Annotated in this window: 26 protein-coding genes; 11 read left to right on the top strand and 15 right to left on the bottom strand. The window is 59.9% G+C overall.

Annotated elements, in window-relative coordinates; genetic code table 11:
* Window positions 1–365 precede the first annotated feature (365 nt).
* The gene (locus H7K56_RS08165; RefSeq protein ID WP_058770305.1) at window positions 366–1004 is read left to right on the top strand and encodes a LysE family translocator; all 639 of its coding nucleotides are present in this window, start codon (window positions 366–368) and stop codon (window positions 1002–1004) included.
* A 115-nt stretch (window positions 1005–1119) separates the two neighbouring features.
* On the opposite strand, the gene H7K56_RS08170 is transcribed toward H7K56_RS08165, so the two are convergent.
* The 4 genes from H7K56_RS08170 to H7K56_RS08185 form a co-directional block, all read right to left on the bottom strand.
* Window positions 1120–1920, bottom strand: coding sequence for an inositol monophosphatase family protein (locus tag H7K56_RS08170; protein WP_021508951.1), 801 nt, complete (start codon window positions 1918–1920; stop codon window positions 1120–1122).
* Between the two features lie 14 nt (window positions 1921–1934).
* Window positions 1935–2996 (bottom strand): ABC transporter ATP-binding protein, encoded by a 1062-nt coding sequence (locus H7K56_RS08175; RefSeq protein ID WP_150360066.1) that lies wholly within the window; start codon window positions 2994–2996, stop codon window positions 1935–1937.
* A complete protein-coding gene (locus tag H7K56_RS08180; protein ID WP_150360067.1) occupies window positions 2993–5215 on the bottom strand; it encodes an ABC transporter permease in 2223 nt (740 codons plus the stop codon). Before H7K56_RS08180 ends, H7K56_RS08175 begins: the two co-directional genes overlap by 4 nt.
* Before the next feature lie 89 nt (window positions 5216–5304).
* Entirely contained in the window at window positions 5305–6333 is a 1029-nt protein-coding gene (locus H7K56_RS08185) for an ABC transporter substrate-binding protein (protein WP_058759035.1), read from the bottom strand.
* A gap of 217 nt (window positions 6334–6550) precedes the next feature.
* Between H7K56_RS08185 and H7K56_RS08190 the strand changes: the two genes are divergently transcribed.
* Window positions 6551–7585: a LacI family DNA-binding transcriptional regulator gene (locus H7K56_RS08190; RefSeq protein WP_058759034.1), complete on the top strand. Its 1035-nt coding sequence runs from the start codon at window positions 6551–6553 to the stop codon at window positions 7583–7585.
* A 1-nt stretch (window position 7586) separates the two neighbouring features.
* On the opposite strand, the gene H7K56_RS08195 is transcribed toward H7K56_RS08190, so the two are convergent.
* Window positions 7587–8489, bottom strand: a complete 903-nt coding sequence (locus H7K56_RS08195) for a LysR family transcriptional regulator (RefSeq protein ID WP_150360068.1) — start codon at window positions 8487–8489, stop codon at window positions 7587–7589.
* A gap of 131 nt (window positions 8490–8620) precedes the next feature.
* On the opposite strand from H7K56_RS08195, the gene H7K56_RS08200 reads away from it, so the two are divergent.
* Window positions 8621–9313, top strand: a complete 693-nt coding sequence (locus tag H7K56_RS08200; protein WP_150360069.1) for an SDR family NAD(P)-dependent oxidoreductase — start codon at window positions 8621–8623, stop codon at window positions 9311–9313.
* A 5-nt stretch (window positions 9314–9318) separates the two neighbouring features.
* On the opposite strand, the gene H7K56_RS08205 is transcribed toward H7K56_RS08200, so the two are convergent.
* Window positions 9319–10248 carry a LysR family transcriptional regulator gene (locus H7K56_RS08205; protein ID WP_150360070.1) on the bottom strand — a complete coding sequence of 310 codons (930 nt, stop codon included), beginning with the start codon at window positions 10246–10248 and terminating at the stop codon, window positions 9319–9321.
* An 80-nt stretch (window positions 10249–10328) separates the two neighbouring features.
* Between H7K56_RS08205 and H7K56_RS08210 the strand changes: the two genes are divergently transcribed.
* Window positions 10329–11150, top strand: a complete 822-nt coding sequence (locus tag H7K56_RS08210; RefSeq protein WP_150360071.1) for an MBL fold metallo-hydrolase — start codon at window positions 10329–10331, stop codon at window positions 11148–11150.
* A 3-nt stretch (window positions 11151–11153) separates the two neighbouring features.
* On the top strand, window positions 11154–12515 hold the full coding sequence (locus H7K56_RS08215; RefSeq protein ID WP_150360072.1) for an amidase: 1362 nt from the start codon (window positions 11154–11156) through the stop codon (window positions 12513–12515).
* Here H7K56_RS08215 and H7K56_RS08220 read toward each other — a convergent pair.
* From H7K56_RS08220 to H7K56_RS08235, 4 genes are all read right to left on the bottom strand, one after another.
* Window positions 12490–12897 (bottom strand): DUF2000 family protein, encoded by a 408-nt coding sequence (locus H7K56_RS08220; RefSeq protein ID WP_058770312.1) that lies wholly within the window; start codon window positions 12895–12897, stop codon window positions 12490–12492. The genes H7K56_RS08215 and H7K56_RS08220 overlap by 26 nt on opposite strands.
* Before the next feature lie 35 nt (window positions 12898–12932).
* A complete protein-coding gene (locus H7K56_RS08225; protein ID WP_058759029.1) occupies window positions 12933–13790 on the bottom strand; it encodes an AraC family transcriptional regulator in 858 nt (285 codons plus the stop codon).
* Between the two features lie 27 nt (window positions 13791–13817).
* Window positions 13818–15113, bottom strand: a complete 1296-nt coding sequence (locus tag H7K56_RS08230; RefSeq protein ID WP_150360073.1) for an SLC13 family permease — start codon at window positions 15111–15113, stop codon at window positions 13818–13820.
* Between the two features lie 92 nt (window positions 15114–15205).
* Window positions 15206–16105: a LysR substrate-binding domain-containing protein gene (locus tag H7K56_RS08235; RefSeq protein ID WP_150360074.1), complete on the bottom strand. Its 900-nt coding sequence runs from the start codon at window positions 16103–16105 to the stop codon at window positions 15206–15208.
* A gap of 97 nt (window positions 16106–16202) precedes the next feature.
* Here H7K56_RS08235 and H7K56_RS08240 point away from each other — a divergent pair, with 97 nt between their 5' ends.
* Window positions 16203–16973 (top strand): HalD/BesD family halogenase, encoded by a 771-nt coding sequence (locus H7K56_RS08240; RefSeq protein ID WP_150360075.1) that lies wholly within the window; start codon window positions 16203–16205, stop codon window positions 16971–16973.
* On the opposite strand, the gene H7K56_RS08245 is transcribed toward H7K56_RS08240, so the two are convergent.
* Both H7K56_RS08245 and H7K56_RS08250 read right to left on the bottom strand, forming a co-directional pair.
* Window positions 16958–18040 (bottom strand): DUF2817 domain-containing protein, encoded by a 1083-nt coding sequence (locus tag H7K56_RS08245; protein ID WP_150360076.1) that lies wholly within the window; start codon window positions 18038–18040, stop codon window positions 16958–16960. The two genes, H7K56_RS08240 and H7K56_RS08245, sit on opposite strands and share 16 nt — an antisense overlap.
* Window positions 18041–18078: 38 nt before the next feature.
* Complete coding sequence (locus tag H7K56_RS08250) at window positions 18079–18849, bottom strand: transporter substrate-binding domain-containing protein (RefSeq protein WP_021508935.1); 771 nt, start codon at window positions 18847–18849, stop codon at window positions 18079–18081.
* A gap of 267 nt (window positions 18850–19116) precedes the next feature.
* Here H7K56_RS08250 and H7K56_RS08255 point away from each other — a divergent pair, with 267 nt between their 5' ends.
* Both H7K56_RS08255 and H7K56_RS08260 read left to right on the top strand, forming a co-directional pair.
* Window positions 19117–19791 carry a heavy metal response regulator transcription factor gene (locus H7K56_RS08255; RefSeq protein WP_021508934.1) on the top strand — a complete coding sequence of 225 codons (675 nt, stop codon included), beginning with the start codon at window positions 19117–19119 and terminating at the stop codon, window positions 19789–19791.
* Window positions 19788–21167, top strand: a complete 1380-nt coding sequence (locus H7K56_RS08260) for a heavy metal sensor histidine kinase (RefSeq protein ID WP_150360077.1) — start codon at window positions 19788–19790, stop codon at window positions 21165–21167. Before H7K56_RS08255 ends, H7K56_RS08260 begins: the two co-directional genes overlap by 4 nt.
* Window positions 21168–21204: 37 nt before the next feature.
* Here H7K56_RS08260 and nfsB read toward each other — a convergent pair whose 3' ends face one another.
* Both nfsB and H7K56_RS08270 read right to left on the bottom strand, forming a co-directional pair.
* The gene (gene nfsB, locus H7K56_RS08265; protein ID WP_021508932.1) at window positions 21205–21858 is read right to left on the bottom strand and encodes an oxygen-insensitive NAD(P)H nitroreductase; all 654 of its coding nucleotides are present in this window, start codon (window positions 21856–21858) and stop codon (window positions 21205–21207) included.
* 104 nt (window positions 21859–21962) lie between these two features.
* Window positions 21963–22964, bottom strand: a complete 1002-nt coding sequence (locus tag H7K56_RS08270) for a zinc-binding alcohol dehydrogenase family protein (RefSeq protein WP_021508931.1) — start codon at window positions 22962–22964, stop codon at window positions 21963–21965.
* Between the two features lie 136 nt (window positions 22965–23100).
* Between H7K56_RS08270 and H7K56_RS08275 the strand changes: the two genes are divergently transcribed.
* From H7K56_RS08275 to H7K56_RS08285, 3 genes are all read left to right on the top strand, one after another.
* Window positions 23101–24018 (top strand): LysR family transcriptional regulator, encoded by a 918-nt coding sequence (locus H7K56_RS08275; RefSeq protein ID WP_058759023.1) that lies wholly within the window; start codon window positions 23101–23103, stop codon window positions 24016–24018.
* 494 nt (window positions 24019–24512) lie between these two features.
* Complete coding sequence (locus tag H7K56_RS08280) at window positions 24513–24884, top strand: type II toxin-antitoxin system RelE/ParE family toxin (RefSeq protein WP_058770321.1); 372 nt, start codon at window positions 24513–24515, stop codon at window positions 24882–24884.
* Window positions 24868–25167 (top strand): helix-turn-helix domain-containing protein, encoded by a 300-nt coding sequence (locus H7K56_RS08285; protein WP_021508926.1) that lies wholly within the window; start codon window positions 24868–24870, stop codon window positions 25165–25167. Before H7K56_RS08280 ends, H7K56_RS08285 begins: the two co-directional genes overlap by 17 nt.
* 77 nt (window positions 25168–25244) lie before the next feature.
* Here the strand turns inward: H7K56_RS08285 and H7K56_RS08290 are convergent, their stop codons facing one another.
* Window positions 25245–25712 carry a hypothetical protein gene (locus H7K56_RS08290; RefSeq protein ID WP_150360078.1) on the bottom strand — a complete coding sequence of 156 codons (468 nt, stop codon included), beginning with the start codon at window positions 25710–25712 and terminating at the stop codon, window positions 25245–25247.
* Window positions 25713–25828: the final 116 nt, after the last annotated feature.

A 25828-nucleotide genomic window follows, 5' to 3' on the forward strand; every position in this document is an offset into this window, starting at 1 on the left:
CCGCCAGCGTCAATAGAGCCAGTGATATTGCCACGGTTAAGTTTGTTGCTAAACCGCCAGTTGCCGGTTTTGGGTATCCACTCATTGTCTTTCCACCATAATCGGAATTTTCACGGGCCTGCGCCCAAACCAGGTTGATTTTTTTGTATTGAAACGGACGTTGTTAACGTCTCGTTAACGACTATAGTGGCATTCCCTGCGCGCAAAGCTGTGCAGGCCGATCGGCTTCACAAATCGGTTTATTTAATTGTGCCTTTGCTAACAGGTCATAGCGTTTCGTTATGGATGGCAGGAAGCAGTGTAAAAAGCCCCGGCACGCATGCTTTAATCTTTCCTTTACCGAACTCAGGGATGGTCACGACGTTATGCTGCCGTTTTCTAATGGTTTTTTATTGAGTTTATCGCTGTGTCTGGATATCGGACTCGCCAACATCGCCATGCTGACGCTGGCGATGCAGCGCGGTTATCTGCACGGTTTCTGGCTGGGCATGGGCACCTGCGTGGGTGATTTAATTTACGCCTTACTGGCGATGGCTGGCATGGCGGTGGTACTGCAGTTTACGCCGGTGCGCTGGTTGCTATGGATTGGCGGCGGCATCTTGCTGCTGTGGTTTGCCGCTAAAATGCTTTACGCCGCGCTGGCCAAAAAAATCGACATTCCCACGGCTGAAACCCAGCCTTATCGTTCACTGCTGCGCGAATTTCGGCGCGGCATCGTGCTGGCGATGTCGTCACCGACGGCGATTCTGTGGTTCGCCAGCGTGGGCGGCGCGCTGATAGCCCGCATCGGCCACAGCGATGCCGGTGCAACTTCGTGGTTTCTCAGCGGGTTTTTCCTCGCCGGGGTGGTGTGGACCTGTGTGATCTGCCTGATCGGCAGCATGGGCGGAAAGCTGTTAGGCGAGCGCCTGCTGAAGTATTCGTATCTCGCCTCAGCGCTGATTTTCTGTTATTTCGCGGTGTATGTGATTTGGTCGGGATACCGCGAGTTCGTGGCGGTTTGAGTCACAGCGTAATCGTTTAAAATCATGCGATTATCCAGTTAAGACAGCGCAAAGCGTTGTAAGGTCGCCATGGATGGCGACCCGGAAAACGTCGCGCGGCCGTGAAATGCACCACTTAAACGCCGGCAATCCGCCTCAGCTCTGCCTGCGCACCCGGCGCCACCGCCAGCACCTGCGCGCCTTTCAATAGCCGGTCGCCCTCAGTATTAAACGGGTGATACCAGCCGCCGGCCTCTTTCACCAGACAGTAACCGGCCAGGCAATCCCACGCGTGCATGTAGGGTTCGAAATAGCCCACCACGCGTCCGGCTGCCACCCACGCCAGCATCAGCGCACCAGATCCGATACGGATAAAGTTGCCCCCCGCTGCCAGCAGCGACGCCAGCAGGCGGCCCACCTCTTCCGGGCTGACATAGCTATTAGCGCCAAAGCCGGTAACGTGATTTTGCAGCGTACGTGACGGATCTACCTGTAAACGGCGGCCATTCAGCGTTGCGCCCTGGCCGAGCGCGGCGACGTAGCACTCCTGATAGGTCGGCGCAAAGATCACGCCAATCACCGGTACGCCGTCATGCAGCACCGCAACGGAAACACACCAGTTTGGCATACCGTTGAGGAACGGGCTGGTGCCGTCAATCGGATCGACCACCCAGGTATAGCCTGACGTGCCCGGCTGCAGGCCGTACTCCTCACCAAGAAAACCGTCGTCCGGGAAGCTGGCGCGAATCTGCTGGTCGATCATCTGTTCCACCTCGCGGTCAGCGCGTGATACCACATCCTGCAGGTCGTGCTTGGTTTCGACCACCAGCGTGTCACGCTGATTGAAGTAGGCCAGCGCCTTCTCCCCGCCCGCCCGCGCGACGCGTTCGGCCAGCAGCAGACGCGATTGCAGCGCGTCATTTTTCGTATCACTCATGCGTTATCCTTAAATTAACCGGCAATCAGGGCCAGACCCTGAGGTTTAAAATCAATCGCCACCCGGGCGGCCAGCGGCAGCTGCTGCTCCATCTGCGCATCGACGATAAACAGCGAGCCCAGTTCCGTGTTGACCTCGTATTCGATGTGATCGCCCAGCCAGGTGGCATGCGTCACCTCGCCGCGCAGCGCGCCTTCAGCACCGCTGTGCAGGGTAATGAACTGCGGTCTGACCGACAGCTGCGCGGAGCCGGTCGCGACGCCGTTACCGCGCACGCGATAGCGCTGCCTGCCGAGTCGCACCAGCGCTTCGCTGCCTTCTACCTGTTCGACTTCGCACGGCAGAATATTTGCTTCGCCCATAAAGTCAGCGATGAACACCGAATTGGGCGCGTGATACTGGCTTTCCGGCGCGCCCTGCTGAGCAATATCGCCCTCTTTCATGACAATAATTTTATCCGACACCGCCAGCGCCTCTTCCTGGTCGTGCGTGACATACACCGCCGTGAAGCCCAGCCGCTGCTGCAAATCACGAATATCCGTGCGCACCCGGCGGCGCAGGCGCTCGTCGAGATTGGAGAGCGGCTCATCCAGCAGCAGTACCTGCGGCTCCAGCACCAGCGCGCGCGCCACCGCAATGCGCTGCTGCTGCCCACCGGAAAGTTCGGACGGCAGCCGCTGCCCCTGACTCTCCAGCCCGACCAGTTTCAGCCCTTCGCGCGCACGATCCTGCGCTTCCTTTTTGCTCATGCCGGACGATTGCAGGCCGTACATAATGTTGTCGAGCGCACTCATGTGCGGAAACAGCGCGTAGGATTGAAACACCATCGCCACGTCGCGCTCGTTGGCAGGCAGATGCGTCACGTCTTTACCACCAATCAAAATGCGCCCCGAAGTCGGATGCTCCAGGCCGGCCAGCAGGCGCAGCGTGGTGGTTTTGCCGCAGCCGGAAGGCCCCAGTAGCGTCACCAGCGTACCCGGCTCCACCGTCAGCGATAAATCCGGCAGCGCGGTAAAACCGGCAAAGCGTTTTTCGACGTGTTCAAACACCACGGAACCAGCAGTAATCGCGGTCATACGGCACTCTCCTGAGTTAACGAAGGGGAAGCAGGTGGCGCGGCGACGTCCACCGGGCGCGCCACGCGGCGCAGGCGACGTTCGCCCACCAGCCACTGGAACACGCCAATGATCAGCAGCATCACCACAATCAGTACTGTCGAATAAGCAATGGCGACGCCGTATTCGCCATTCTCCACCAGCCCGACGATGTAGGACGTCGCCATGTTGTACTGGGCGCTGACAAGGAAGATCACCGCGCTGATCGAGGTAATGGCGCGGACAAAGGCATACACCAGCGCCGCGCTGATCGCCGGTTTCAGCAGTGGCAGCACCACTTTGCGCAGCGTGCGGAAACTGCTGGCGCCCAGCGTCAGTGACGCTTCATCAAGGCTTTTATCCAGCTGGCTCATCGCCGCGATACCGCCGCGCACGCCGACTGGCATATTGCGGAACACAAAGCAGGCAATCAGGATCATTGCCGTGCCGGTAATCTCCAGGGGCGGCAGGTTATAGGCCATCACATAACTGACGCCGATCACCGTGCCGGGAATGGCAAAGCTCAGCATCAGCAGGAACTCAAACGTCTGGCGACCGGCAAATTTCTGCCGCACGATTAGCCAGGCGGTCAGCAGGCCCACCACGGCGGTGAGCGGTGCGGCAATCAGGGCAATTTCCAGCGTGGTCCAGAACGAGTTCCACGCCACGCCGCTCCACAGCAGATGACCGTCACTGACGCTGACGCGGAAAGCGCGCACATAGTGCTCAATGGTCAGCGCATCGTTCAGGCCCCACGACTGCACAAAGCCGCCGACCACAATCATGCCGTAGATCACCAGGGTAAACAGACCCCACGGAATCACCATGCCGTACACGCCGTAGCGCAGCAGACGCGGCAGCTGACCATGTTTGCCGCCGTCGCCCTTGCCGGTCACCGTGGCGAAGTTTTTGCCACCCAGCCACAGCCGCTGCAGCACAAAGGCGGCCAGCGTGAAGCACAGCAGGATCATCGCCAGCACCGCGGCGCGACTCGGATCGTTTTGCGCGCCTACCACCGAGAAGAAAATTTCGGTAGAGAGCACGCCGTGACTGCCGCCCAGCACCATCGGATTACCAAAATCGGCCATGCTTTCGATGAAGCTGACCAAAAAGGCATTAGCCAGACCCGGCGCCATCAGCGGCAGCGAAACGCGGCTGAAGGTGCGCCAGCGGTTAGCGCGCAGCGTTTGCGACGCCTCTTCCAGCGACGGACTGACGCCTTCCACTACGCCAATCAGCACCAGAAAGGCAATCGGCGTGAACGACAGCACCTGAGCAATCCAGATACCGGTCAGGCCATACAGCCAGCGGCCGGGCTCGATGCCAAACAGCGCCGCCAGATGCTCCGTCACCACGCCCGAGCGGCCGAACAGCAAAATCAGCGCCAGACCAATCACGAACGGTGGCGTGATGATCGGCAGAATGGTCAGCATGCGCAGCGCTTTCTTGCAGGGCAGCGGCGTGCGCGTTGCCGCCAGGGCAAAGGCCAGACCCAGCAGCGTCGAACCGCTGGCAGTCATCAGCGCCAGCCACAGCGTGCGCCACGCGGTGCCGCAGGTGCCGCCTTTCAGACAGGCAAGGCTCCAGATCGACGGGTCCTGTAAATTGCTGATCAAACCGTCCGGTTTGAAACTGCCGTCAACGTCCTGCACCGATACTACAAACATGCTGAGCACCGGATAGAGTACGAAGATGCTGACCAGCGCAGTCAGCAGCACCAGCGACGCCACCACAAAAGCATCACCTTTCAGCACGCCGCGTTCGGCCAGCGCAAACGAGAACAGCAGCAAAAATACGGTCAGCAGCAGGAGCGCGCCAGCGCCCATCGCTGGCTGTCCCTGCGGCAGCGCGCCGAAGCGGTTTTCCAGCCACAGCCAGCTCCAGCCGCTGTAGCCAATCGCGTGCCCTTCCACAATCAGGAAGATCACGCCCAGCGCGCTGAACAGCAGCAGCAACCGGCTGCGTGCGCTGCCGGGCAGTAAACCGCAGGCGGCGCACAGCGTCAGCAGCGCCACGGCGAGCGTCAGCCATGGATGGCTGCCGATCTGCCACAGTGCCGGCGCGCTGGCTTCATCACGCCACATGTTAAGCAGCCAGCCGCTATCGAAAAAGCCTGCTTCCAGGCTGTACCACGGCAGCAGCAACAGCGCGACGGCGCCCAGCAGCAGCGCGCCTGTCAGACGGCGATTATTTGCGTTCATGTGTTACCTCAATGCGGGATCATCGCGCCATCCTTAGCGCTGTCGGAACCGGCAAGCCGCCGTCAGCGGCAGCGTCCGGCGATGCGGCATTACTGCGCGCTGGCGCCGATCTCTTTATCCCAGCGGCTCAGCAGCGCTTTACGTTTGGCGGAATCGCCGTAGGTTTTGAAGTCATAATCGATCAGTTTGATGTTCTCGAAGCGCGGCGCGTATTCGGAGATCTCTGCACTGCGGTTTGACGGCAGCTGGAAGGATTTGGCCTCTTTCATGTGCGACTGCGCTTCGGCGCTAAGCGCCCAGTCGTACCACACTTTGGCATTGGCCAGATTGCGTGCCCCTTTGACGATCGACATGGAGCCAATCTCGTAGCCAGTGCCTTCACAGGGCGCGACGGTTTTGATCGGGAAGCCGTCGACTTCCATCGCCACCGCGTCGTGCATAAACACGATGCCCACGGTGGTTTCGCCGCGCGCCGCTGCCTTCACCGGCGCCGAGCCGGATTTGGTGTACTGGGAAATGTTGGCGTTGAGCTTTTTCAGGTAATCAAACGCTTTGTCCTCGCCCATGATCTGCACCAGCGTCGCCAGGGTGTTATAGGCGGTGCCGGACGAGTTCGGATTGGCAATCTGAATTTCGCCTTTGAAGGCCGGATCGAGCAAATCAGCCCAGCAGGCTGGCGCTTTGAGCTTTTTATCCGCCAGCAGTTTGGTGTTGTAGCCCCAGCCGAGCGCACCGGCATAAATCCCCACCGTACGGTAACCTGAGTTTTCCGCCTGCTTCTGCGCCCAGTCCTGCTGCTGGTCAAGCAGTGGCGATTTATACGGCTGCGTCAGCCCCTCTTCCGCCGCCTGCATATGCGGATCGCCGGTGCCGGCCCACCAGATGTCGGTGCGCGGGTTACGCGCTTCGCTGCGCAGGCGGGCATAGGCTTCACCCGCCGACAGGCGCACCATGCTGACTTTAATATCCGGATGTGCCTGGCTGAAAATGCGCGTCATGTGTTCGCACACCACCACGTCCGCCGAGCAGACCATATTGAGATTACCAGCGGCCGTCGCAGCAAACGGCAGCGCGGTGCAACTGAGGGACAGCGCGATGGCCAGTGAGGTGTAGCGCATGATGTTCTCCTTGGTTGGCAGGGTTCCGTGCTTAACAGAGGTTTTTATTTGCACGTGTGTGCAAATTAGTAATGAACAGAAAATAGCCTGTCAAATAGCGCAATCTGCAATTGACAGGCTGTGTCACAAAAATGCAACAAATGTGATCGCAGACAAATTGCACAGCTTTGCAATTTACGGCAGACTGCTTTTCAGCCGTAATTGTGAGGAGGTGAAGATGCAGAATGACAAAGCCGGGGTGAGCGCACAGGATGTGGCCGATCGCGCGGGCGTGTCACGTTCGGCGGTGTCACGCGCCTTTACGCCCGGTGCCAGCGTTTCTGCAGCCACGCGTGCCCGGGTGATGAAAGCGGCGCAGGAGCTGGGCTATCACGTTAACCACCTGGCGCGCGGGCTGGTGCGCAACCGCAGCGGCATCGTCTGCCTGATCGTCTCTGAAATCGCCACGCCTTACCGCGCCACGCTGGTGCGCTGGCTGACACAGTTTTTACAGGAAGCAGGCAAAGTGGCGATGCTGATTAATACCGATCGTTCCGACAACAGCGTCTCCGCCGCGCTGCTGCAGGCGATCAATTTTCGCGCCGACGCCTCCATCATCCTTTCCGGCATGCCGGATCGCACCATCACCCGCCAGTGCTATCAGCACGGTCAGCGCATCATCCTGATCAACCGCGACGAAGCGCTGCCGGGCTCGCTCAGCATCAACCTCGACGCGCAGGCGGCGGCCGAAACGGCGGTGATGGCGTTTCAGCGCGCCGGCTGTCGCCAGCTGGCGTTCGCCAATTCGCTGGCTGGTACGCCGAGCCTGATCAAACGTGAAGCGGCGTTTATCGCCGTGGCGGAGCGCGCCGGACTGACGGTCAGCGTGGAGCGATTCGGCACCACCTCGTATGAGAGCGGTCAGATTCTGGCGCATCGCCTGCTGACGCGTCATCAGCGCCCGGACGCGGTGTTCTGCGTCACCGACCTGATGGCCTGCGGTTTCATGGATGAAGCGCGCCACCGTTTCCAGCTGCGCGTACCGGAGGATTTGTGCCTGATCGGCTACGACAACATCGCGCAGGCTGGCTGGTCCTCTTACAATCTCACCACCTTCGCCCAGCCGGTGGAGCGCTTTGCCCGCGACGCCATCGCGTGGCTGACGCAGACGGAACAGGCGGAAAGTGGTTTTACGCCGCAGAGTGAGCAGCAGCACGACACGCTACTGTATCAGGCTGATGTGGTATGGCGCGGATCGGTGCGCGGCGGCTGATCTAAGCGTGGCACACCTGCCGCACCGTGTCACGCAACCAGCGGTGCGCGGCATCCTGCTCCAGTCGCGGATGCCATAACTGTGACACCGTCACCTCTGGCGTGGCAAACGGTAATTCAAACATCGCAAACGCCGGATTATCTTTGATTAGCGGATGATGCAGGCACAGCGTATGCGGCACCAGCGCCAGCCAGTCGCTGTGCAGCGTGAGCGCGACGGCAGTGGAAAAAGCGGGTACCACGGCCGCCACCTGGCGGGTAAAACCGGCGGCGAGCAGCGCCTCATGCACCGGCCCGCCCAGCTCACCGCGCCTTGACGCCACGATGTGACCATATGCGGCCAGCTGTGCAAACGTCACGTCCGCGAGTAACGGATGCCCGGCGCGCACCACGCCGACGAAGCGATCGCGAAACAGCGCCTGCAGCCGAATCTCCGGTCCCATATTGCCCAGTACGCCAATCTCCAGATCGACGTCGCCGCTGCGCAGCGGTCGATCATTTTTTTCTGCTTTCGGCATGAAGCGCAGCTGCACGCAGGGCGCCTGTGCGCGGACTGCGGCGATCAGCGCGCTGCCAAACGCTTCGACAAATCCTTCGTTGGTACGCAGCGTGAAGTGGCGCTGCAGCTCAGCGGCAGCAAAGCGTTGCGCGGGTGGACTCAGCAGCGCCTGCGTGTCCTGCAAAGTGGCATGCACCTGGCTGCGCAGCGCTTCGGCGTGTGGCGTCAGCACCATCACGCGCCCGGCGCGCACCAGTAGCGCATCGCCGGTGGCAGCACGCAGTCGCCCCAGCGTGCGGCTCATCGCTGACTCGCTCAGCCCCAGACGACGCGCAGCGCCCACTACGCTGCCTTCACTGAGCAGCGCGTCCAGCGCAGGGAGTAAATTCAAATCGACGCTATTCATCGCATTATCCTTATTGATTGAGCGCCATCTGGCAAGGCGTTTGCTGCAGGTTATCTATGCAGATGCTGCGCGTTCCGCCTGTTGTCATGCAAGGGTAGACTTTTCACTCACCCCAAACCCAGGAGAGGGTCATGAACAAGGCTTCCCGTGCTTTATTGATTGGTGCTTCACGCGGCATCGGTTTCGCGCTGGCGGAGAATATGCTGCAGCGCGGCTATCAGGTAGTGGCGACCGGCCGCCCGCACTCCCTTCACGCGCTGCAACAGCTGGCGCAGCGCTACCCGCAGCAGCTGACAGTGGAGAGCGTGGACATCACCGTGCCAGCAGAGGTCAACGCCCTGCATCTGCGGCTAAGCGGCCAGCAGTTCGATCTGCTGCTGGTCAACGCGGGCGTGAAAAATGACGATCGCGAAACTCTTGCCGATGTGTCGACGGAAGAGTTTATTCGCGTAATGGTCACCAACGCGCTGAGCCCGCTGCGCGTGCTGGAAACCTTCAGAAACAACGTCAGCACGCGCGGCACGCTGGCGGTGATGTCCTCCGGCCAGGGCAGTCTCACCAACAACACCCATGGCAACTACGAGGTGTATCGCGGCAGTAAAGCGGCGCTGAATATGTTCATGCGCAGCTTCGCCGCGCGTCACGACGATGCACGCACGCTACTGCTGCTGGCCCCCGGCTGGGTGCGCACCGACATGGGCGGCGCCGGGGCGCGACTGAGCATTGAGGAGAGCATCCCGAATCTGCTCAACACAATGGAAAGCCAGACCGGACGCGGCGGCCTGCACTATCTCGATTACCTCGGCCGCGTAGTGCCGTGGTAAGCATTTCACGCCAGCTTGCGTTCGATCAGCTGACGCAGCGTGGCGCGCAGCCAGCGGTGCGCCGGGTCTTCGGCCCGGGCGTTACACCACAGCAGCGAAAGCGCATAATCCGGCATGCCGATCGGCACCGCCGCCGTACTCAGCGCATAGCGCTGTTGCCATGCCTGCACCAGTCCCTGCGGAACGGTCGCGAACAGCGGCAGACGCTGCAACATTAGCGGTAACACCGAGAAGTGCGGCGTGACATAACGCACGCGGCGCGTCAGCCCCTCGCGGGCTAACGCGGCGTCCAGCGCACTTTCACTCACGCCGCGATAGGAGACCAGCGCATGCTGATACTGCACGAACTGCGCCAGCGTCAGCGGTGGCGCAAGGTCAATTTGTCCGCGATGCCATACCGTGCGGAAGCCGGCGCGCGCAATGTGCTCCCGCGTAAGATCGCGGCTGGTTTCCTCTCCGACGGTCACCACCACGTCAGCCTGCTGCTGCTCCATCAGCGGAATGGCCTGCCACGGATCGGCAGCCACCACCCGGATATCAATATTCGGAGCCGAGTCGGCCAGCTGCAGCAGTAAATCGGGCATCAGCCAGTGCTCGAGCCAGTCGCTCATGCCGAGCGTAAAACTGCGGCTATCGTGCGCGGCATCAAAGCGATCGGCAGTGAAAATAACGCGATGGACGCTCTGCAGCAGCGGTGCGATCTGCCGCACCAGCTGCTCTGCGCGCGGCGTGGGCATCATGCCTTGCGAGGAACGCACGAACAGCGCATCGTCAAACATTGCCCGCAATCTTTTTAATGCCGCGCTGACCGCTGGCTGCCCCAGATAAAGCCGGTTTGCCGCCTGGGTTACGCTGCGCACGTCATACATGACCAACAGCACAATCAATAAGTTAAGATCGATTTTGTTGAAATCATTTTCATTGATGCTTTTCATGATTCTAATCGATTTAAATAATGAAATAGCCCTCAGTATAGTGACCTGCAGTAACAGGCACCACGTTTTAAGGAGGCAATATGACCCTGCACATAGGTGAATGCAGCATTGATAAAGTGATCGAGCAGACCAGCTCACTCCCCTTCGCTACGCTGTTTCCGGCACACCGCGAGACGATGAGCGACACGCTGGCACAGCAGCCGGCAGAGATATCCATCCATAGCTGGGTGGTGCGTACCGCTTGCGACACCATCGTGATTGATACCGCAACGGGCAATGGCCGTAACCGCGATAACAAGCCGCTGTTTCACCAGCTGCAAACCGCGTGGCCGCAACGTCTGGCCGAAGCGGGCGTCGACCCTGATGAAGTGACGCTGGTGCTGATGACGCATATCCACACCGATCACGTCGGCTGGAATACCTGCTGGCGCGCTGGCCGCTGGCAGCCGATGTTTCATCATGCGCGTTACATCTGTTCAGCGCGTGAACTGGCACAGTGCCGCAGCATGCCGTCGATGCAGGCGCTGTATCACGATAGCCTTGCGCCGCTGCTGGCGAGCGGCCAGCTGGAAACCATTGATGTGCAGCACTCCCCGCTGTTTGCCGGTGTGCTGCGCTATATGCCGACGCCGGGCCACAGCGTCGATCACGCTTCAATTGTGCTGCAAAGCGCCGGTGCCCACGCAGTATTTAGCGGTGATGTGATGCATCATCCAGTTCAGTTTGCACATCCGCAATGGAACTCAGTTTTTTGTGAGGATTTACCACACGCCGTAACGTCACGTCAGTTACTGATAGACTGGTGCATCCGCCATCAGGCACTCTGGTGCAGCTCACACTTTGCCGGCAGTTCGTGCGGCCGGGTTTCGCCAGAGCGGCAATGGATTCCTGTGGAGGCCTGAACCATGCAATACGCTGATTACCTCACCGCGTCGCTGGGGGATATGCAACAGGCGCTGGCCCAGCGCCGGGTGAGCGCACGCCAGCTCACCACATTTGCGCTGCAGCGCATTGCTGACGTGGATCAGCCGCGCTACAACGCCATCAGCTGGCTGTTTGCCGATGACGCGCTGGCTGCGGCCGCTGCCAGCGATGCCGCACGGCAGCAGAATGCGCCAGTTGGCCCACTGGCCGGTATTCCGCTGCTGATTAAAGACAACATTGAAGTCAAAGGCTGGCCGACCAGTGCCGGTTCGGCGCTGCTGCGCGATGTAATTGCCAGCGAGGATGCACCGCTGGTTACCGCTCTGCGTCAGGCTGGCGCAATCCTCATCGGCAAAACCACCATGCATGAACTGGCGGCAGGCATCACCGGCGCGTCGTCGCTGAGCGGCTTCACCCATAATGCCTGGCAGCAAGGCCGTTCTCCGGGAGGTTCAAGCAGCGGTTCAGCCGTGGCGGTGGCCGCAGGCTTCGTACCGCTGGCGATAGGCAGTGATACCGCCGGTTCGGTACGCATTCCGGCCGCATTCAATGGCCTGTTCGGCTTACGTATGACGCGCGGTGCACTGAGCAGCGCTGGCATCGTGCCGCTGTCGCCTACCCAGGATATCCCCGGACCGCTGGTGCGCTACGCGGCTGATTTGCGGCTGATCAGTGAAATACTCACGGGCCAGCGTTTTTTCCATCCCGACCGGCCGTTGCGCATCGGCATCTGGCAGGAAGGATTTGCCGCAGAGGAAACGGAGATTAACCAGGCGGTGCAGGATGCTGTGGCACCGTTTCAGCCGCGCATGCTGAGCTGGCCTGAGCTGGAGACGCTGGCGACGGAAGCCAATATTATTGCCTATGAATTTGCTGACGCGCTGGCCGCCTGGCTGGCGGATAAACCGCAGGCACCGCTGCGCACGCTGGCGGCGATTGCCGCGTCAGGACGCTATCATCCCCAGTTGGAGGCCACCTTCAAAACCCGCGCGCAGCATCCCGGCATGCAGAGTGACGGCTATCGCGAGGTGCAGCTGCGCCAGCAGAGGCTGTATCAGCAGCTGGCGCAGTTTTTTCAGCAGCAGCAGATCGACCTGCTCGCTTATCCGGTAGTCCGCCATCCGCCAGTGAAGCATGGCGAGTTGCAGCCTGGCAGCAACGCGCTGATCTCAGCCGTCACCGGCGCACCGGCAATCAGCATTCCGGTCGGCCTAAGTACGGAGGGGTTACCCATCGGCCTGGAGCTTCTGGCGCTGCGCGACCGGGAAGACGTGCTGTTAATGGCGGCAGAACAGATTGAACAGGCGACCCCGCCGTTCAACCGTGCAGCGCCAGCCCTTTGATGGCTTTATCCACCGCCTTTTTCGGGCCGCGCAGCGCGATGCCCACCAGGTTGAGATTATCGGCGTCTTCGGCCAGAAACACCGCGCGGTTGGCGGCATCGTGGCCGGTGGAAAACATCGCTTCGACGTAAGGAATCAGCGTTAACTCGCGCTCCACGCCCTGGCGATGCGCCCGTTGCAGGCCGGCTAAATCGGCGGCAAACACCAGCATCGGCTGGCCGGCCATGTTGCCGTACTGACGACCGAGCGCGTCGACGTAGGGTTCACCCATCATCTCCGGCGCGGCTGCCGCAATGCCGGTCGCCAGAAAAGCCACCACATTCAGGCGCTGCCAGGTGGCTAAATCATCACGTACGATCAGGGCAATTTTGGTATCAAACATCTGTCAGAACTCTCCGCTGTGGATTAAAAATCCCATCATCGGATAGCCGGCAGAGAACGGTATAGAACGTTTGTGCACTGGCGCTGATACGCAGCGGGCGTCAGGCGATAAGCACGCTGGAACCAGCGGCCAAGATGGCTTTGGTCGGCAAAGCCCACCTGCGCTGCGACCTGCACTGGCTCAACGCCCTGTGCCAGCAGCGCGCGGGCGCTACGCAGCCGCAGCCGAACCAGATAAGCGTGCGGCGACTGGCCAAACGCCTGCTTGAACTGGCGCGTCAGGCGGAAACGATCGATGCCGGACAAGCGCGACAGATCGTCCAGCCCGATGTCCTGCGCCATAAAATCGTGCAGATAGTCACGCAGCAGATGCATCTGCCGCTGGGCGTCACTGAGCTGCACGCCGGGTTTATTTTCCAGATGCCGGGACAGCAGTGTGAGCAGATGATCCAGGCTCTGATCGCGCGCCAGTCGCCCTTCCCGCTGATGCACTGCAAACCATGCCTGCTGAATCGCACTGGCCAGCTGCGCATCATCGGTGAGCGTGGAGCGAAACGCCCCCTGAATATTCGCCACATCGCCCAGCCCGCGGCGCTGCATCATCTCCGCCACCCAGGGTTGCGGCAGATAAAGCATCACATAGGTAAAACCGGCGGCATCAGGCGCGTGACCATCGTGTACCGCGCCCGGCTCAATCAGAATAGCGCGGCCCGGCGTGCTGGTGTGCAGCGCGCGGTGACAGTTAAAGCGCTGCAGCCCCTGCTGCGTCACGCCGACCAGCAATTCGTCGTGGTCGTGCGGATCGTAAGCGTGGCCGCAGAAGTGCGCGTTAACACTTTCGATGCCCGTCTCCTCATCGCGACGGAAATCTACCCAATCGTTAGTAGCTGACATAGCGAATTCGTGACCTCTGACGGCGTATCAGGCATAGCCTAGCAGCCGGAACCACAGATAATCCAGCGGTAACAGCAGCAGCGCGCTCAGCACAAACACCAGCAGGCACAGCTGCAGACCGGCTCTGGCAGGCACATTCCCCAGCCCCATTGCCACCACGATGGGCGACGCCTGATATGGCAGCAGCGGTGTGGCGTAGGCAAAAACCTGCAACATCACCACGCTCAGTAGCGGAAAGCCCGAAGCGGCAGCCAGCTCCTGCGCCATCGGCGTGACCATCGCCGGCACGCCGTTGGCGGTGAGCACAAAATTCAGCAGCGTCACCAGCGCATTGAGCACGGCAAAATTACTGAATGACGGCGAGTCATGCAGCGGCAGCAGGTGAAGCAGTGCATTGGCGATGAGCCGCCCCAGCCCAGAGTCCACCACCACCGTGGCGACGCCGAGAATGCCGGCGATATAGATGCAGGTGCGGAAATTGACGCCGCTGGCAAAATCGTCGCCCGAAAGAAAGCCCACGCGCGGTAACAAACACAGACACGCCGCGGCCAGCCCGACCCACGCAGCGGATAAGCCGTGCAGGCTGTCGGTCATCCACAACAGTAACGTGACGGCCAGTAGGGCAATCAGCCGCCATTCGCGCCCGCTGAGCGCCGGCAACGCTACCCGCGTCGCCACCGGCTGCGGCTGAGCGCGGAACAGCAGCGTAATGCAGGCAACCAGCAGAATCCCTTTGCCCAGCCCCACCACCGGCATGTGCAGCAGCCACCACGGCAGCCATTGCAAATGCAGCTGATACGCATTTTCCGCCGCGCCGCTCAGCACCAGGTTTGGCACGTTGGCGGGCAGAATACTGGCAGAGAGTTGAAAGGTGCCGAAGCCCACCGCCAGCGCCATCCCAATGCTGCCGCGACTGCCCGGCCGGATACCGGCCCGCTCGCCCAGCGCCAGCACCACCGGCATCAGCAGCGCGATGCGTCCCATGTTCGACGGCATCACCAGCGCCAGCAGATAACTCAGCAGCACCGTGCCCGCCACCATCCGCGGCCAGCTCTGGCTGAACGGCACCACCAGCCAGTTGGCCCAGCGTTGGGCAAGGCCCACTTTGCGGATCGCCGCGCCCAGCACAAAACCGCTCAGCACCAGCCAGAACGCTGAGGAGGCAAAACCGCTGAATACGCTGCTGGCTGGCGCTATCGACAGCAGCATCGCCGCCGCAAAAAACAGCAGCGCGGTAAGGTATTCCGGCAACCGCGCCAGCGCCCACAGCAAAATTGTGATGCTGACCACCAGCGTGGTCAGCCAGAATGAGGTATCAATCATCGTGCCTGAACTCCCTTTCTTCGCAACTGCGCACAAAGCGCGTCAGCATAGGGCAATCCCTGTCGCAGAACGCTGCGGCAGTTAACAGTTTGTTAACTCGCCAGCTGCGTCAGCCACTGAATCAGCGCCTCGCTGCCGGGCTGACTGCGGGAACGCTGTGGCCAGGCGAGGAAATAGGGTTTGCTCAGCGGCAGGCTGAGCGGATCCACCACCTGTAGCGCGCCGCGCGCCAGTTCGCCGGCAATCAGGCGACGCTGCCCCAGCAGCACACCGGCCCCGGCTACCGCCGCGTCTATGGCCAGGGAAGTGAGATTAAAACTGAATGCCGGCTTGACCGCCGGCTCCATGCTGCCTTTGGCCTGAAACCAGCTGCGCCAGTCGGGCAGAAAGCGCCCTTCATTGCCCCAGTCCAGATGGATCAACGGCGCCTGGCTGAGCAACGATTCGCCCGGGTAACGCTGTATCAGCGCCGGACTGGCGACCGGCAGCACCTCGTCACAGAACAGCCGTTGCTTGTCGAGTTGCGGGTAGCGATCCTCACCAAAGCAGATGACAAAATCTGCCGGTGTGGCGCTGAAATCCACCGGCGCATGAGTGCCGTGCAGGCTGAGATCGCAGCCCGGGCAGTGAGCCCGCCAGGCGGTAATATTCGGCAGCAGCCATTTCGATGCCAGCGCCGGCAGTGAATAGAGCGTCAGCTTTGGCATGCTGGCCGCATGGCGCAAATTTTGCTGCCCCAGATGCAGAATGTCGAACGCTTCACTGACGTAGCGCAGATACTCTTTGCCGGTTTCCGTCAACATCACGCCGCTCTGGGTACGCACAAACAGTGCGCTGCCCAGCTGCGCTTCCAGTTGACGAATTTGCTGGCTGACGGCAGCCGGAGTCAGCGCCAGCTGTGCGGCGGCTTTCGCCAGGCTACCAAGTTCCGCCGCCACTTTGAACGACTGAATCACGCTGATTTTCGGCAAACGCGACGCGGGTGCAGGCATTAAGGTTTCCTTAGCAAGGCGTTAAATATTTATCGTTAGGCATCAACATATCAGGCCGTTACAGTCTCTACACCTGCCAACTCAGAGAACCACCGCGATGTCTGCTTTGATTCGATTTGATTTGCACCCCCTGGCCGACGCCGACTGGCGTCGGCACTGTCGCCAGCAGCTGGAGCAACACGGCGCGCTGGTACTTCGTCAGTTTTTGCAACCGGCTGCGCTGCAGGCGATCGTGGCTGACGGGCTGGCCCAGCGCCATCTGGCTTACCACACCGTCAGCAAGCACAACGTCTATCTGCTGAAGCCGGACGATACGTACCGTGCCGATCATCCGCGCAATCGTGACGTGATCAGCACCAAAGGCTGCATTACCGACGATGTAATTGCAGCGGAATCGCCGCTGCGTCAGTTGTACAATGACGAACTGTTTAAACGCTTTCTGTGTGATGTGCTGGACGAAGACGCGCTGTATCCGTATGCCGACCCGCTGTCGTCCATCAATCTGCATTACGCACCTGACGGCCAGGAACTCGGCTGGCATTTTGACAACTCCTCTTTCGCCATCACGCTGCTGGTGCAAAAACCGCGCGGCGGCGGGGTATTTGAGTATGTAAAAGATTTGCGCGATGCGGATGCCGGCGAGATGAACTACGACGGCGTCGCCGCCGTGCTCGATCAGCGCCAGCCGGTCGAGGCGCTGGAGACTGATGCCGGTGACCTGGTGCTGTTTCGCGGGCGTAATTCGCTGCACCGCGTGACGCCCACCGAAGGCGATGTCACGCGTATGCTGGCGGTGCTGGCCTACAACACCCAGCCCGGTATCGCGTTGTCCGAAACCGCGCGCATGACCTTTTACGGCCGGTTGTAAGCCACCAGCGCGCGCCAGCCGCGCAGGAAAATCTGCCGGGTACGAAACGCAGTTAAGGCGCGCCAGTCCTCATCGGCGGGCCAGAACCCCTCCACCAGTTGCTGCTTCAGCGCGCGTCCGGCGTGGCTTGCCGGATCGCCCTGCAGATGCAGCCAGTGATCGTCGCGCACCCGGCGGTGCATCTCCTCACCCGGATAAGTGCCACACTCCACCACCAATGGCAGCAGCTGCGTGTCAGGCAGCGACGTCAGCAGAAACTGCGAGACATAGCCCGTTGCCGTGGCGGTCACGCCGGTGTCGCTGTCGCGCCCGGCGCCGGTAAACAGCAGCGTCAGCCACTCATCGTATAACGATTTGCCCCAGTCATGCGCCGGATAGCGCTGTTCAGCAATCGCCAGCAGCATCGGATGGCCCCACGCGCCGGCACCGGTGTGCAGGTCGAAACTCAGGATGACCTGCGCCTGACGCAGATGCTGTTCGACGATGGCGTGCAGCGTTCGGTGCGACCAGGTCGGCTGCTGCCCGCCATAAAACAGGCCATCTGCTGCCTGATATTGGCCCGCTTCCACCACCCGTTTCAGCGCCGGCCAGCCTGACTGCTGCAGTGTCTCCGCCAGCAGCCGATCGGCATGTGCGCGGTCGCCGTGGTACAGATCGTGCCATAGCGCATAGTGCGGATTAGCGGGTGCGGGCTGGCTGAAATCGATGAAATTCCGGTTGAGATCGATATTGTCTTCATTGACGCGCCGCAGATGCGCAGCGCCCCATGGATTCAGCAGATGGACCAGCACAAGGGCGCAGTCGGGCGGTAACGCGGCGACATCGAAGCTATCAAGCCAGGCGATCTGGCTGTCTGAACCGTAATAGCCCTCCACACCGTGTGTGCCGGAGAGAATCAGCATGCGTTTGGGAGCCGCCGGATCGCCGATCACCGCGACGTCGGTGTACAGCGCGGCCCCGTCGGGCGCGGTCAGCGGATGGCGATAGGCAGTCAGCGCGCCGTGCTGGCGCGTGACGGCGGCCAGGAATCGCGCCCGCTGCCGGGTATAATCAGGGAGTAAAGACATGATTTTCCTGTGCGTAATGAAGGCAAATCGCCCTGCGATTAGGGATAAACCTTAACCTTAAAGTACTTCTGCGCCAGCCGGTCGTAGGTGCCGTTGCTGTGCAGCGCGGCCAGCGCATTGTTAATTAAAGTAAGATTGGCCGTATCGCCTTTACGCAGCCCGATACCTACGCCGTTGCCCAATAATGCTTTATCCACCAGCGTGGCTTTATTGACATAGCCCTTGCCTTCCGGCGTGTTGAGAAAGCCCTGCTCGGCCGAAACCGCATTCGCCAGGCTGGCATCGAGTCGACCCGCTACCAGATCCGGATAGATCTCCATCTGATTCGGATACGAGACCACGTTGACGCCCTGCGGAGCCCATTTCGTTTTGGCGTAGGTTTCCTGAATGGTGCCCTGCGCGACGCCGATATTCTTCCCGCGCAGCGTGCTGATATCCGCCGTCAGCGTGCTGTTGGCAGGTGTCAGCAGCGCGCTGGGCGTGATATACAGCATATCGCTGAACGCCACCTGCTCGCGGCGCTTCTCCGTCATCGACATCGCCGACAGAATGGCGTCAAATTTCTTCGCCTGCAGCGCCGGAATGCTGCCGTCAAAGCCAATCTGCACCCACTGACATTTCACTTTGGCCTGCGCACAGATGGCATTGCCCAGATCAATATCAAAACCCTGCAGCGAGCCATCGCTGGCTTTGGATTCGAACGGTGGAAAAGTGGGATCGACGCCAAAACGCAGCGTCTGCTGCGCCGCAGCCAGTTGGCTGAGGGCGCTGAGTGACAACAGTAAGGCAAAAGACCAACGCTTTTTCATGATGCTCTCCGGCAGGCTATCTCACAGGTTTTAACCTTGTAATAACACGATGCCGCTGACGCCACCATCAAAAGCGCGCAAAAATGCAGAGCAAATTCTTATATATGTTAATGAGTTAGCGAAATTTGTCGCGCCATTAAGTTTTACTTAACGCTCTGTCATGATTTTGTCATCAGGGGCTCATGCCGCTGTCAGCCTCGGTTTTCTATGCTAACCCGCGTTATACTGCCCGCCATCAGCAAGCGGCCGCCACTACCGGGAGATCGCATGAAAATTTTGGTGATAGAAGATGAAGCCGGGGCGCGTGATTACATGCGCAAAGGATTGACCGAGGCCGGTTTTATCGTCGACGTGGCGGAAAACGGTCAGGATGGCCTGTTTTATGCGCAGGAGCACCATTACGATCTGATTCTGCTGGATGTGATGATGCCCGGAATCAATGGCTGGGAGGTGATGGCGCAGCTGGATAAGCAATTGCAAACGCCGGTGATTTTCCTGACTGCCAAAGGCACGGTGGAAGATCGCATCAAAGGGCTGGAACTGGGTGCCGATGACTATCTGGTCAAACCCTTCTCTTTCGCCGAACTGCTGGCGCGCGTGCGCACCCAATTGCGGCGCGGTAGCCAGCAAAAGCTGCCCGACATCCTGACGCTGGCCGATCTGCAGCTGGATATTGCCCGTCGCCGGGTCGAGCGCGCCGGACAGCGCATCGACCTGACCAACAAAGAGTTCAATCTGCTGCATCTGTTTCTGCTGCATCCCGGCGAGGTACTGACACGCACGGTGATTGCATCGCGCGTCTGGGATATGAATTTTGACAGCGACACCAACGTAGTGGATGTGGCAGTAAAACGGCTGCGGCAGAAAATTGACGGCCCTTTTACCCGACCATTAATTCATACCGTGCACGGTGTCGGTTATCGCTGCGAAGCTGAAACATGAAACCCCGCTCGCTCGCCGTCCGCCTTTCGCTACTGCTCAGTGCTACGGTGGTGGTCATTTTTACACTCAGCGGCATGGCGCTGTATCACGCACTGGCGAAGCAGATCGGCGTGCGCGATGACGCAGCCCTGCTGACGCGCATCGATCAAATGCGCACGCTGCTGCGCGATGAAGATGCGCTGACGCTGATTCAGCAGAAGCCGCGGCTGTTCGCCAACATGCTGGGCAATACCGAATCGTTGCTGGTGCTGCGCTTTCCCGGCCAGCCGCCGCTGATCGTGATCAATCCCGGCGGGCGTCCGGTGCCAGCCATTACGCCGGTCGCCGCCGATCAGCCGTTAACCCTGCAATCGGTCCACCATCAGCAGGCGACGGACGGCACGCCGTTTATTGCCGCCGCCGCGTTAACGCCAACGCGCGATGGCAGCGGCCAGATCGAAATCATCACCGGTCGCCTGATGAGCGACCGCACGCAAACCCTCACCGGCTATCGCCACCAGATTATCCTGTGCACCGCGCTGGCGGCGCTGCTGGTCGCCGCGATCAGTGTGCTGCTGGTGCGCCACGGCCTGACGCCGCTGCGCCGGCTGGCGGCGGAAGCTGGGGTGATCGACGTGCGGCGGCTGTCGCATCGCATTGAACTGACCAGCGCGCCAGGCGAGCTGCAACCGCTGCTGGCGGCGCTCAACCAGATGCTGAGCCGGCTGGAGCAAGGTTATCAGCAACTTAGCCAGGTCTCAGCGGACATGGCACACGATCTGCGCACGCCGATTGGCACGCTGCTTGGCCAGACGGAAGTGGCGCTAAACCAGCCGCGCAGCGTCAGCGAGTATCAAACGCTGCTGGGTTCCAATTATGCGGAGCTGGAGCGGCTGGCGAAGATGATTGATAACATGCTGTTTCTCGCCAAAGCCGCAGACGCCAGCCAGGCGCTGGACAGGCAACGCATCGATCTGACCCCGCTGGGTGAGCGGTTGAGTGACTATTTTGAGGGCATGGCGGAAGAGCATGGCATGCAGCTTGTCATCTCGCTTCACGGCGAGTTGCACGCCGATCCGCAGTTGTTACAGCGCGCGCTGGCGAATCTGATCGCTAACGCGCTGCATTACGGCACGCGCGACGGCACCATTCACGTCTCCAGCATTCCGCAGCCAGACGCCGTGCTTTTGATGGTGGAAAATCAGGGGCCGACGCTAAGTCAGGCGCAGCAGGCACGCCTGTTTGACCGCTTCTGGCGCGCCGATGCGTCACGCCAGCAGGGCGGCAGCGGACTGGGTCTGTCGATCGTGCGCGGGATCATGCAACTGCATCAGGGCAGTTGCACGGTGAGCAGCGAACACGGCATTACCCGTTTCTGCCTGCGGTTCCCACGTTAAGCGCGCAGGTGCGCAGGTGCGCACCTGGTTAAGTCCCTTAGATAAACGTGAAAATTTCGTCCTGCGACAGACGCGATTTCGGCAGCGTGGCGTTGAAATCTTCCTCACTGCGATAGCCAAGCGAAACCAGCACCACGCTGGTAAAGCCCTGTTCACGCAGGCCCAGCGCCTGGTCAAGTGCGCGCGCATCAAAGCCTTCCATCGGGGTGGCATCAATGCCGAGCATCGCTGCGCCCAGTAACAGTCCGCCCAGCGCCAGATAGACCTGTTTCTCCATCCACTGCGGCACGTCGCGCAGCTCATAACGGTGCATATCCACGTAGCTGCGGCGGCTCTTATCCTGCCCGGCTTTGGCTTCGGGTTTGGCAAAACGCCCGTCTTTCTCTTCCTGCGCCAGCACGTTTTGCAGGTGCGCTTCATCCAGATCGGTGCGCATGCACAGCGCAATCACGTGTGAGGCGTTCAGCACCTTAGGATTGTTGTAAATGAACGCGCCACTGGTGGATTGCGCCATCTTTTCCCGCCCTTCCGCAGTCGACGCGACAACAAAGTGCCACGGCTGCGAGTTGACCGATGACGGGCTGTTGCGCAGCAGGTTAAGCAGCGTGTCGATCTCCTGCTGCGGCAGCGTTTTGCCCGCAGAGAAAGCTTTTACGGTGTGACGGCGGGCAACCGCATCATTAAGGGTCATGAGAGTCTCCTGATTGAAGATTGCGCCAGAGCGCAGATAAATAGCAAAGTCGCTACCTTAACCGCCCGGGCTGACGGACGGTTAACCTTACGTGTTTTAATGACTTAAAAGCCGCTGAGGACAATCTTGCCGCGTGCGCGACCGCTCTCAATCAACGCATGCGCTTTACGCAGGTTGGCCGCGCTGATGCTGCCGTGATGCTCGCCAGCGGTGGTCTGCAGGGTTTGATCGTCAATCAGCTGACTCACCTGCTGCAGAATCTGATGCTGGCGCTGCATATCGGCGGTATGGAACAGCGAGCGGGTAAACATCAGTTCCCAGTGCAGCGAGATGGCTTTGCGCTTCAGCGGCACCGCATCCAGTGTTTCCGGATCGTCAATCAGCGCCAGTTTGCCCTGCGGAGCCAGCACATCGATCAACTGCGGATAGTAGCTGTCGGTATGGGTCAGTGAGGCCACGTAGCGCACCTCTTTATGGCCAATCGCTGCCAGCTGCTCGCCCAGCGGACGCTGGTGATCGATAACATGATGGGCACCCAGCGAGCGCACCCAGTCGGCGGTTTCCGGGCGAGAGGCGGTACCAATTACCGTCAGTCGGGTCAGTTTGCGCGCCAGCTGCGTCAGCATCGAACCCACGCCGCCGCCCGCGCCGATGATCAGCAATGTGCCTTCGTCGGCAGCATCAATTTCCAGGCGATCAAACAGCAGTTCCCACGCGGTAAGTGACGTCAGCGGCAGCGCGGCGGCATCGGCGTCGCTCAGCGTGCGCGGCTTGAGTCCGGCGATGCGTTCATCCACCAGTCCATACTCGGCATAGCTGCCAGCGCGTGTGATGTCGCCGGCGTAGTAAACTTCATCGCCGGGCTGAAACAGCGTGACATCGCTGCCCACCGCCTCGACCACGCCCACCGCATCCCAGCCGAGAATGCGCGGCGTGTCCGTCGGGGCGCCAGCACGCACTTTGGTATCAACCGGGTTAACCGCAATCGCGCTGATTTTCACCAGCAGATCGCGTGCGCCTGGCTGCGGTTTCGCCACGTCCAGTTCATACAACGCATTTTCATCTGAAATCGGTAAACCGTTTTGGCTATAAACAATCGCTTTCATGCAACAGGCTCCAGGTGAGTGAATATTTTCAGGGTGTTGACAGCAGCATAGCCAGACATCGCGCCGGGAAAAATGCCTGTTGCAGGAAAACACTTTCACTCGTAGAGTGAAAATCCCGATAATGGCGAGAACGTCGATGATTCGTTTAGAAGATGTCACCCTGTTTGTGCGCTCTGCCGCGCTGGGCAGTTTTTCCCGCGCAGCGCGCGAAGCCAACCTGCTGCCCGGTCAGGTCAGCGCCGCCATTCAGCGGCTGGAGCGCGATCTCGATCGCCGTCTGTTTGCGCGATCGACGCGCAGCCTGCGTTTAACGGCGGAAGGCGAAAAGTATCTGCCGTTCGCGCAGGAGATGCTGGCGCTTATGCACGCCGGTGCGGAGAGCCTGCAAAGCCACGACGATGCCCTGAGCGGCGAGCTGAAAATCGCTCTGCCGTCTGACATCGGCCGCCATATTATTCTGCCGCTGCTGACAGAATTTTGCCGGGCGCATCCGGCGCTCGGGCTGCGTCTCTCGTTTTCCGATCAGGTGAGTGACGTGTTCCGCGATCCGGTGGATATCGCCATTCGCTACGGTAAGCTGGAGGACAGCAGCTATGTCGCGCTACCGCTGGCGGAAGAAAACCGCCGTGTGATGGTCGCCGCACCCGATTATCTCGATCGACATGGCCGTCCGGAAAAACTCGAGGATCTGGCACAGCATCACTGTCTGCCGTTTGTCATGGGCGGTCACGTGTATGATAAATGGACTTTTCCGCAGGAAGGGATGCGGCGACAGATTACGGTGAAAAGCCGGCTGCTGTGCGACGACGCTGAAGTGGCGCGCCGCTGGGCGATTGCCGGGATGGGGATTGCTTATAAATCCTGGCTTGATGTCTGCGACGATATCAGACACGGCCGGCTGGAACGGGTGCTGCCGCAGCTGCCAGGCGAAAGCACGCCGCTGCATTTAATCTGCCCGCACCGCAAACAATTCTCGCCGGCGATTCGCGCTTTACATCAATTACTGCGTGAACATTTACGCACTCTGACGGCGCAAATCTTACCGGCGATTTAATCTCACCGCTGCGCCTCGACGCCATCAGCCACGCAATCCGGACCAGCCATCAGGCGAATGCCTCTGCGATTTATCTTTAAAATTAAGGACGCGTGGCCGCAAGCGGATGAAATGTTGTGCCTTCTGAACCCGCGCATGAAAACGCAGCCGTCCGGCACCTCTGATAACCGTGGCACAGCATAGTAATCTTATTCTTAACAGGTAATATTTAACGTTACTTCACTGTATTCACGTTAATTATTCAGGACTGATGATGTCTCAACCCAAAGCGATGTCCGTTAATGCCCTCACCCACATTATCCTGTTCTTCCTGGTCATCAACGCGATTGATGTCGTGTATGCGTTGATGCACTGATGGCTTATTGCGCTTTACCGCTGTTTTTGCGAGCCAGATTCGAAAGATGAGATAAATTCCCCGTCACGGATTTTTTAATCCGCGAGCCTTGATAGACTGCAGACGATAAAATAGACTACAGACTATCAAGGATGGCATCGTGTGGCAGGTTGAAGCAACAGATCGGTTTTGGAAATGGTTGCAGGCTCAGGATGAAGCGTTGCGTCTCGATGTGCTTGCCGCCCTGAAGCTTCTGGCGCAGGACGGTCCGCACCTCGGCCGCCCTTTCGTTGATACCCTGATGTTATCGCGGGTGCCCAATATGAAAGAGCTACGCGTGCAAAGTAAAGGTCGTCCCATCCGCAGCTTTTTTGTTTTCGATCCGCGCCGCCATGCGATTGTGCTGTGTGCCGGCAACAAACAAGGTAAAAATCAGAAGCGTTTCTATCAGCAGATGCTTCGCATTGCCGAAACCGAATACCATCATCATCTGAACGCAATCGGGGAAACTCATAATGAAAACCTTGGATGAGATGCTGGCGGCGCTGACGCCCGAACAGCAACATCAGGTCGATGAACGCGTCAGCCAGATGCGTCTTGAATACCAGCTTTACCAATTACGTGAGCAGATGCAGCGGACTCAGCGTCAGCAAGCGCAGGCCATGCACATTGCCCAGTCATCTGTGGCGGCGATGGAAGCGCGTGGCGCAGAGTTAAAAATCTCCACGCTGAAGCGCTACATTGAGGCGCTGGGTGGAGAGCTGACGCTGGGTGTAAAGATGCCGGGTGGCCAGCATGTCGACTTAATTATCTGACCGTTCAGGCAGAGCGCATTACGCCCTGCCCCAGACTTCGATCAATGGTGCCGACATCTGGCCCGCACCGCAGTCAATCAGGAGTTGTTTGGCGTGGCAGCGCTTTCGCTGAACTGCGGTTTTTGCCGCGTAACGGAATAGACCACGTTTTTCGGGCCATTGGTGTCTGTGGTGACATCGACCGCAGGAATCGTCACTTTGCCAAAACCAAACAGTGTTTGCACGTAGCCGCCAATCTGGTGTTTACCGGCCGGAACGCGGAGCTCTTTACTCTCGCCCTTTTGCAGCAGTCCGGCTTCCTGGCCATCCACCGTCACGTACACGGATGAGCCATCGTCGGTGCGCGTCACCAGATGGGTGACATTGATGACGGTCGGTCCGCTGGCAAACGGCGAAGCGCTGTAGTTGTTTTCGACCGGAGCGGAAGCGGTAACCGGGGCTTCTGCGGCGGCAGCATCAGCGCTGCTGTCGCTGGCAGCATGACGCGCGCAGCCGGTGAGCAGGAGTGTGGCCGTTAACGTGGCCAGTGTGAAACGCGAAAACATCGTGACGAAAAACCTTCTGCTAAATGAGAAGTATTTATTTTAGCGTTACCCGCGCAGTGATAACAGTCACAGAAATCCAGTATTTTCCGAAAACCGGGGATGCGGGTCTCCGTTTG

The sequence above is a fragment of the Pantoea dispersa genome (assembly GCF_014155765.1).
Lineage (GTDB): Bacteria > Pseudomonadota > Gammaproteobacteria > Enterobacterales > Enterobacteriaceae > Pantoea > Pantoea dispersa.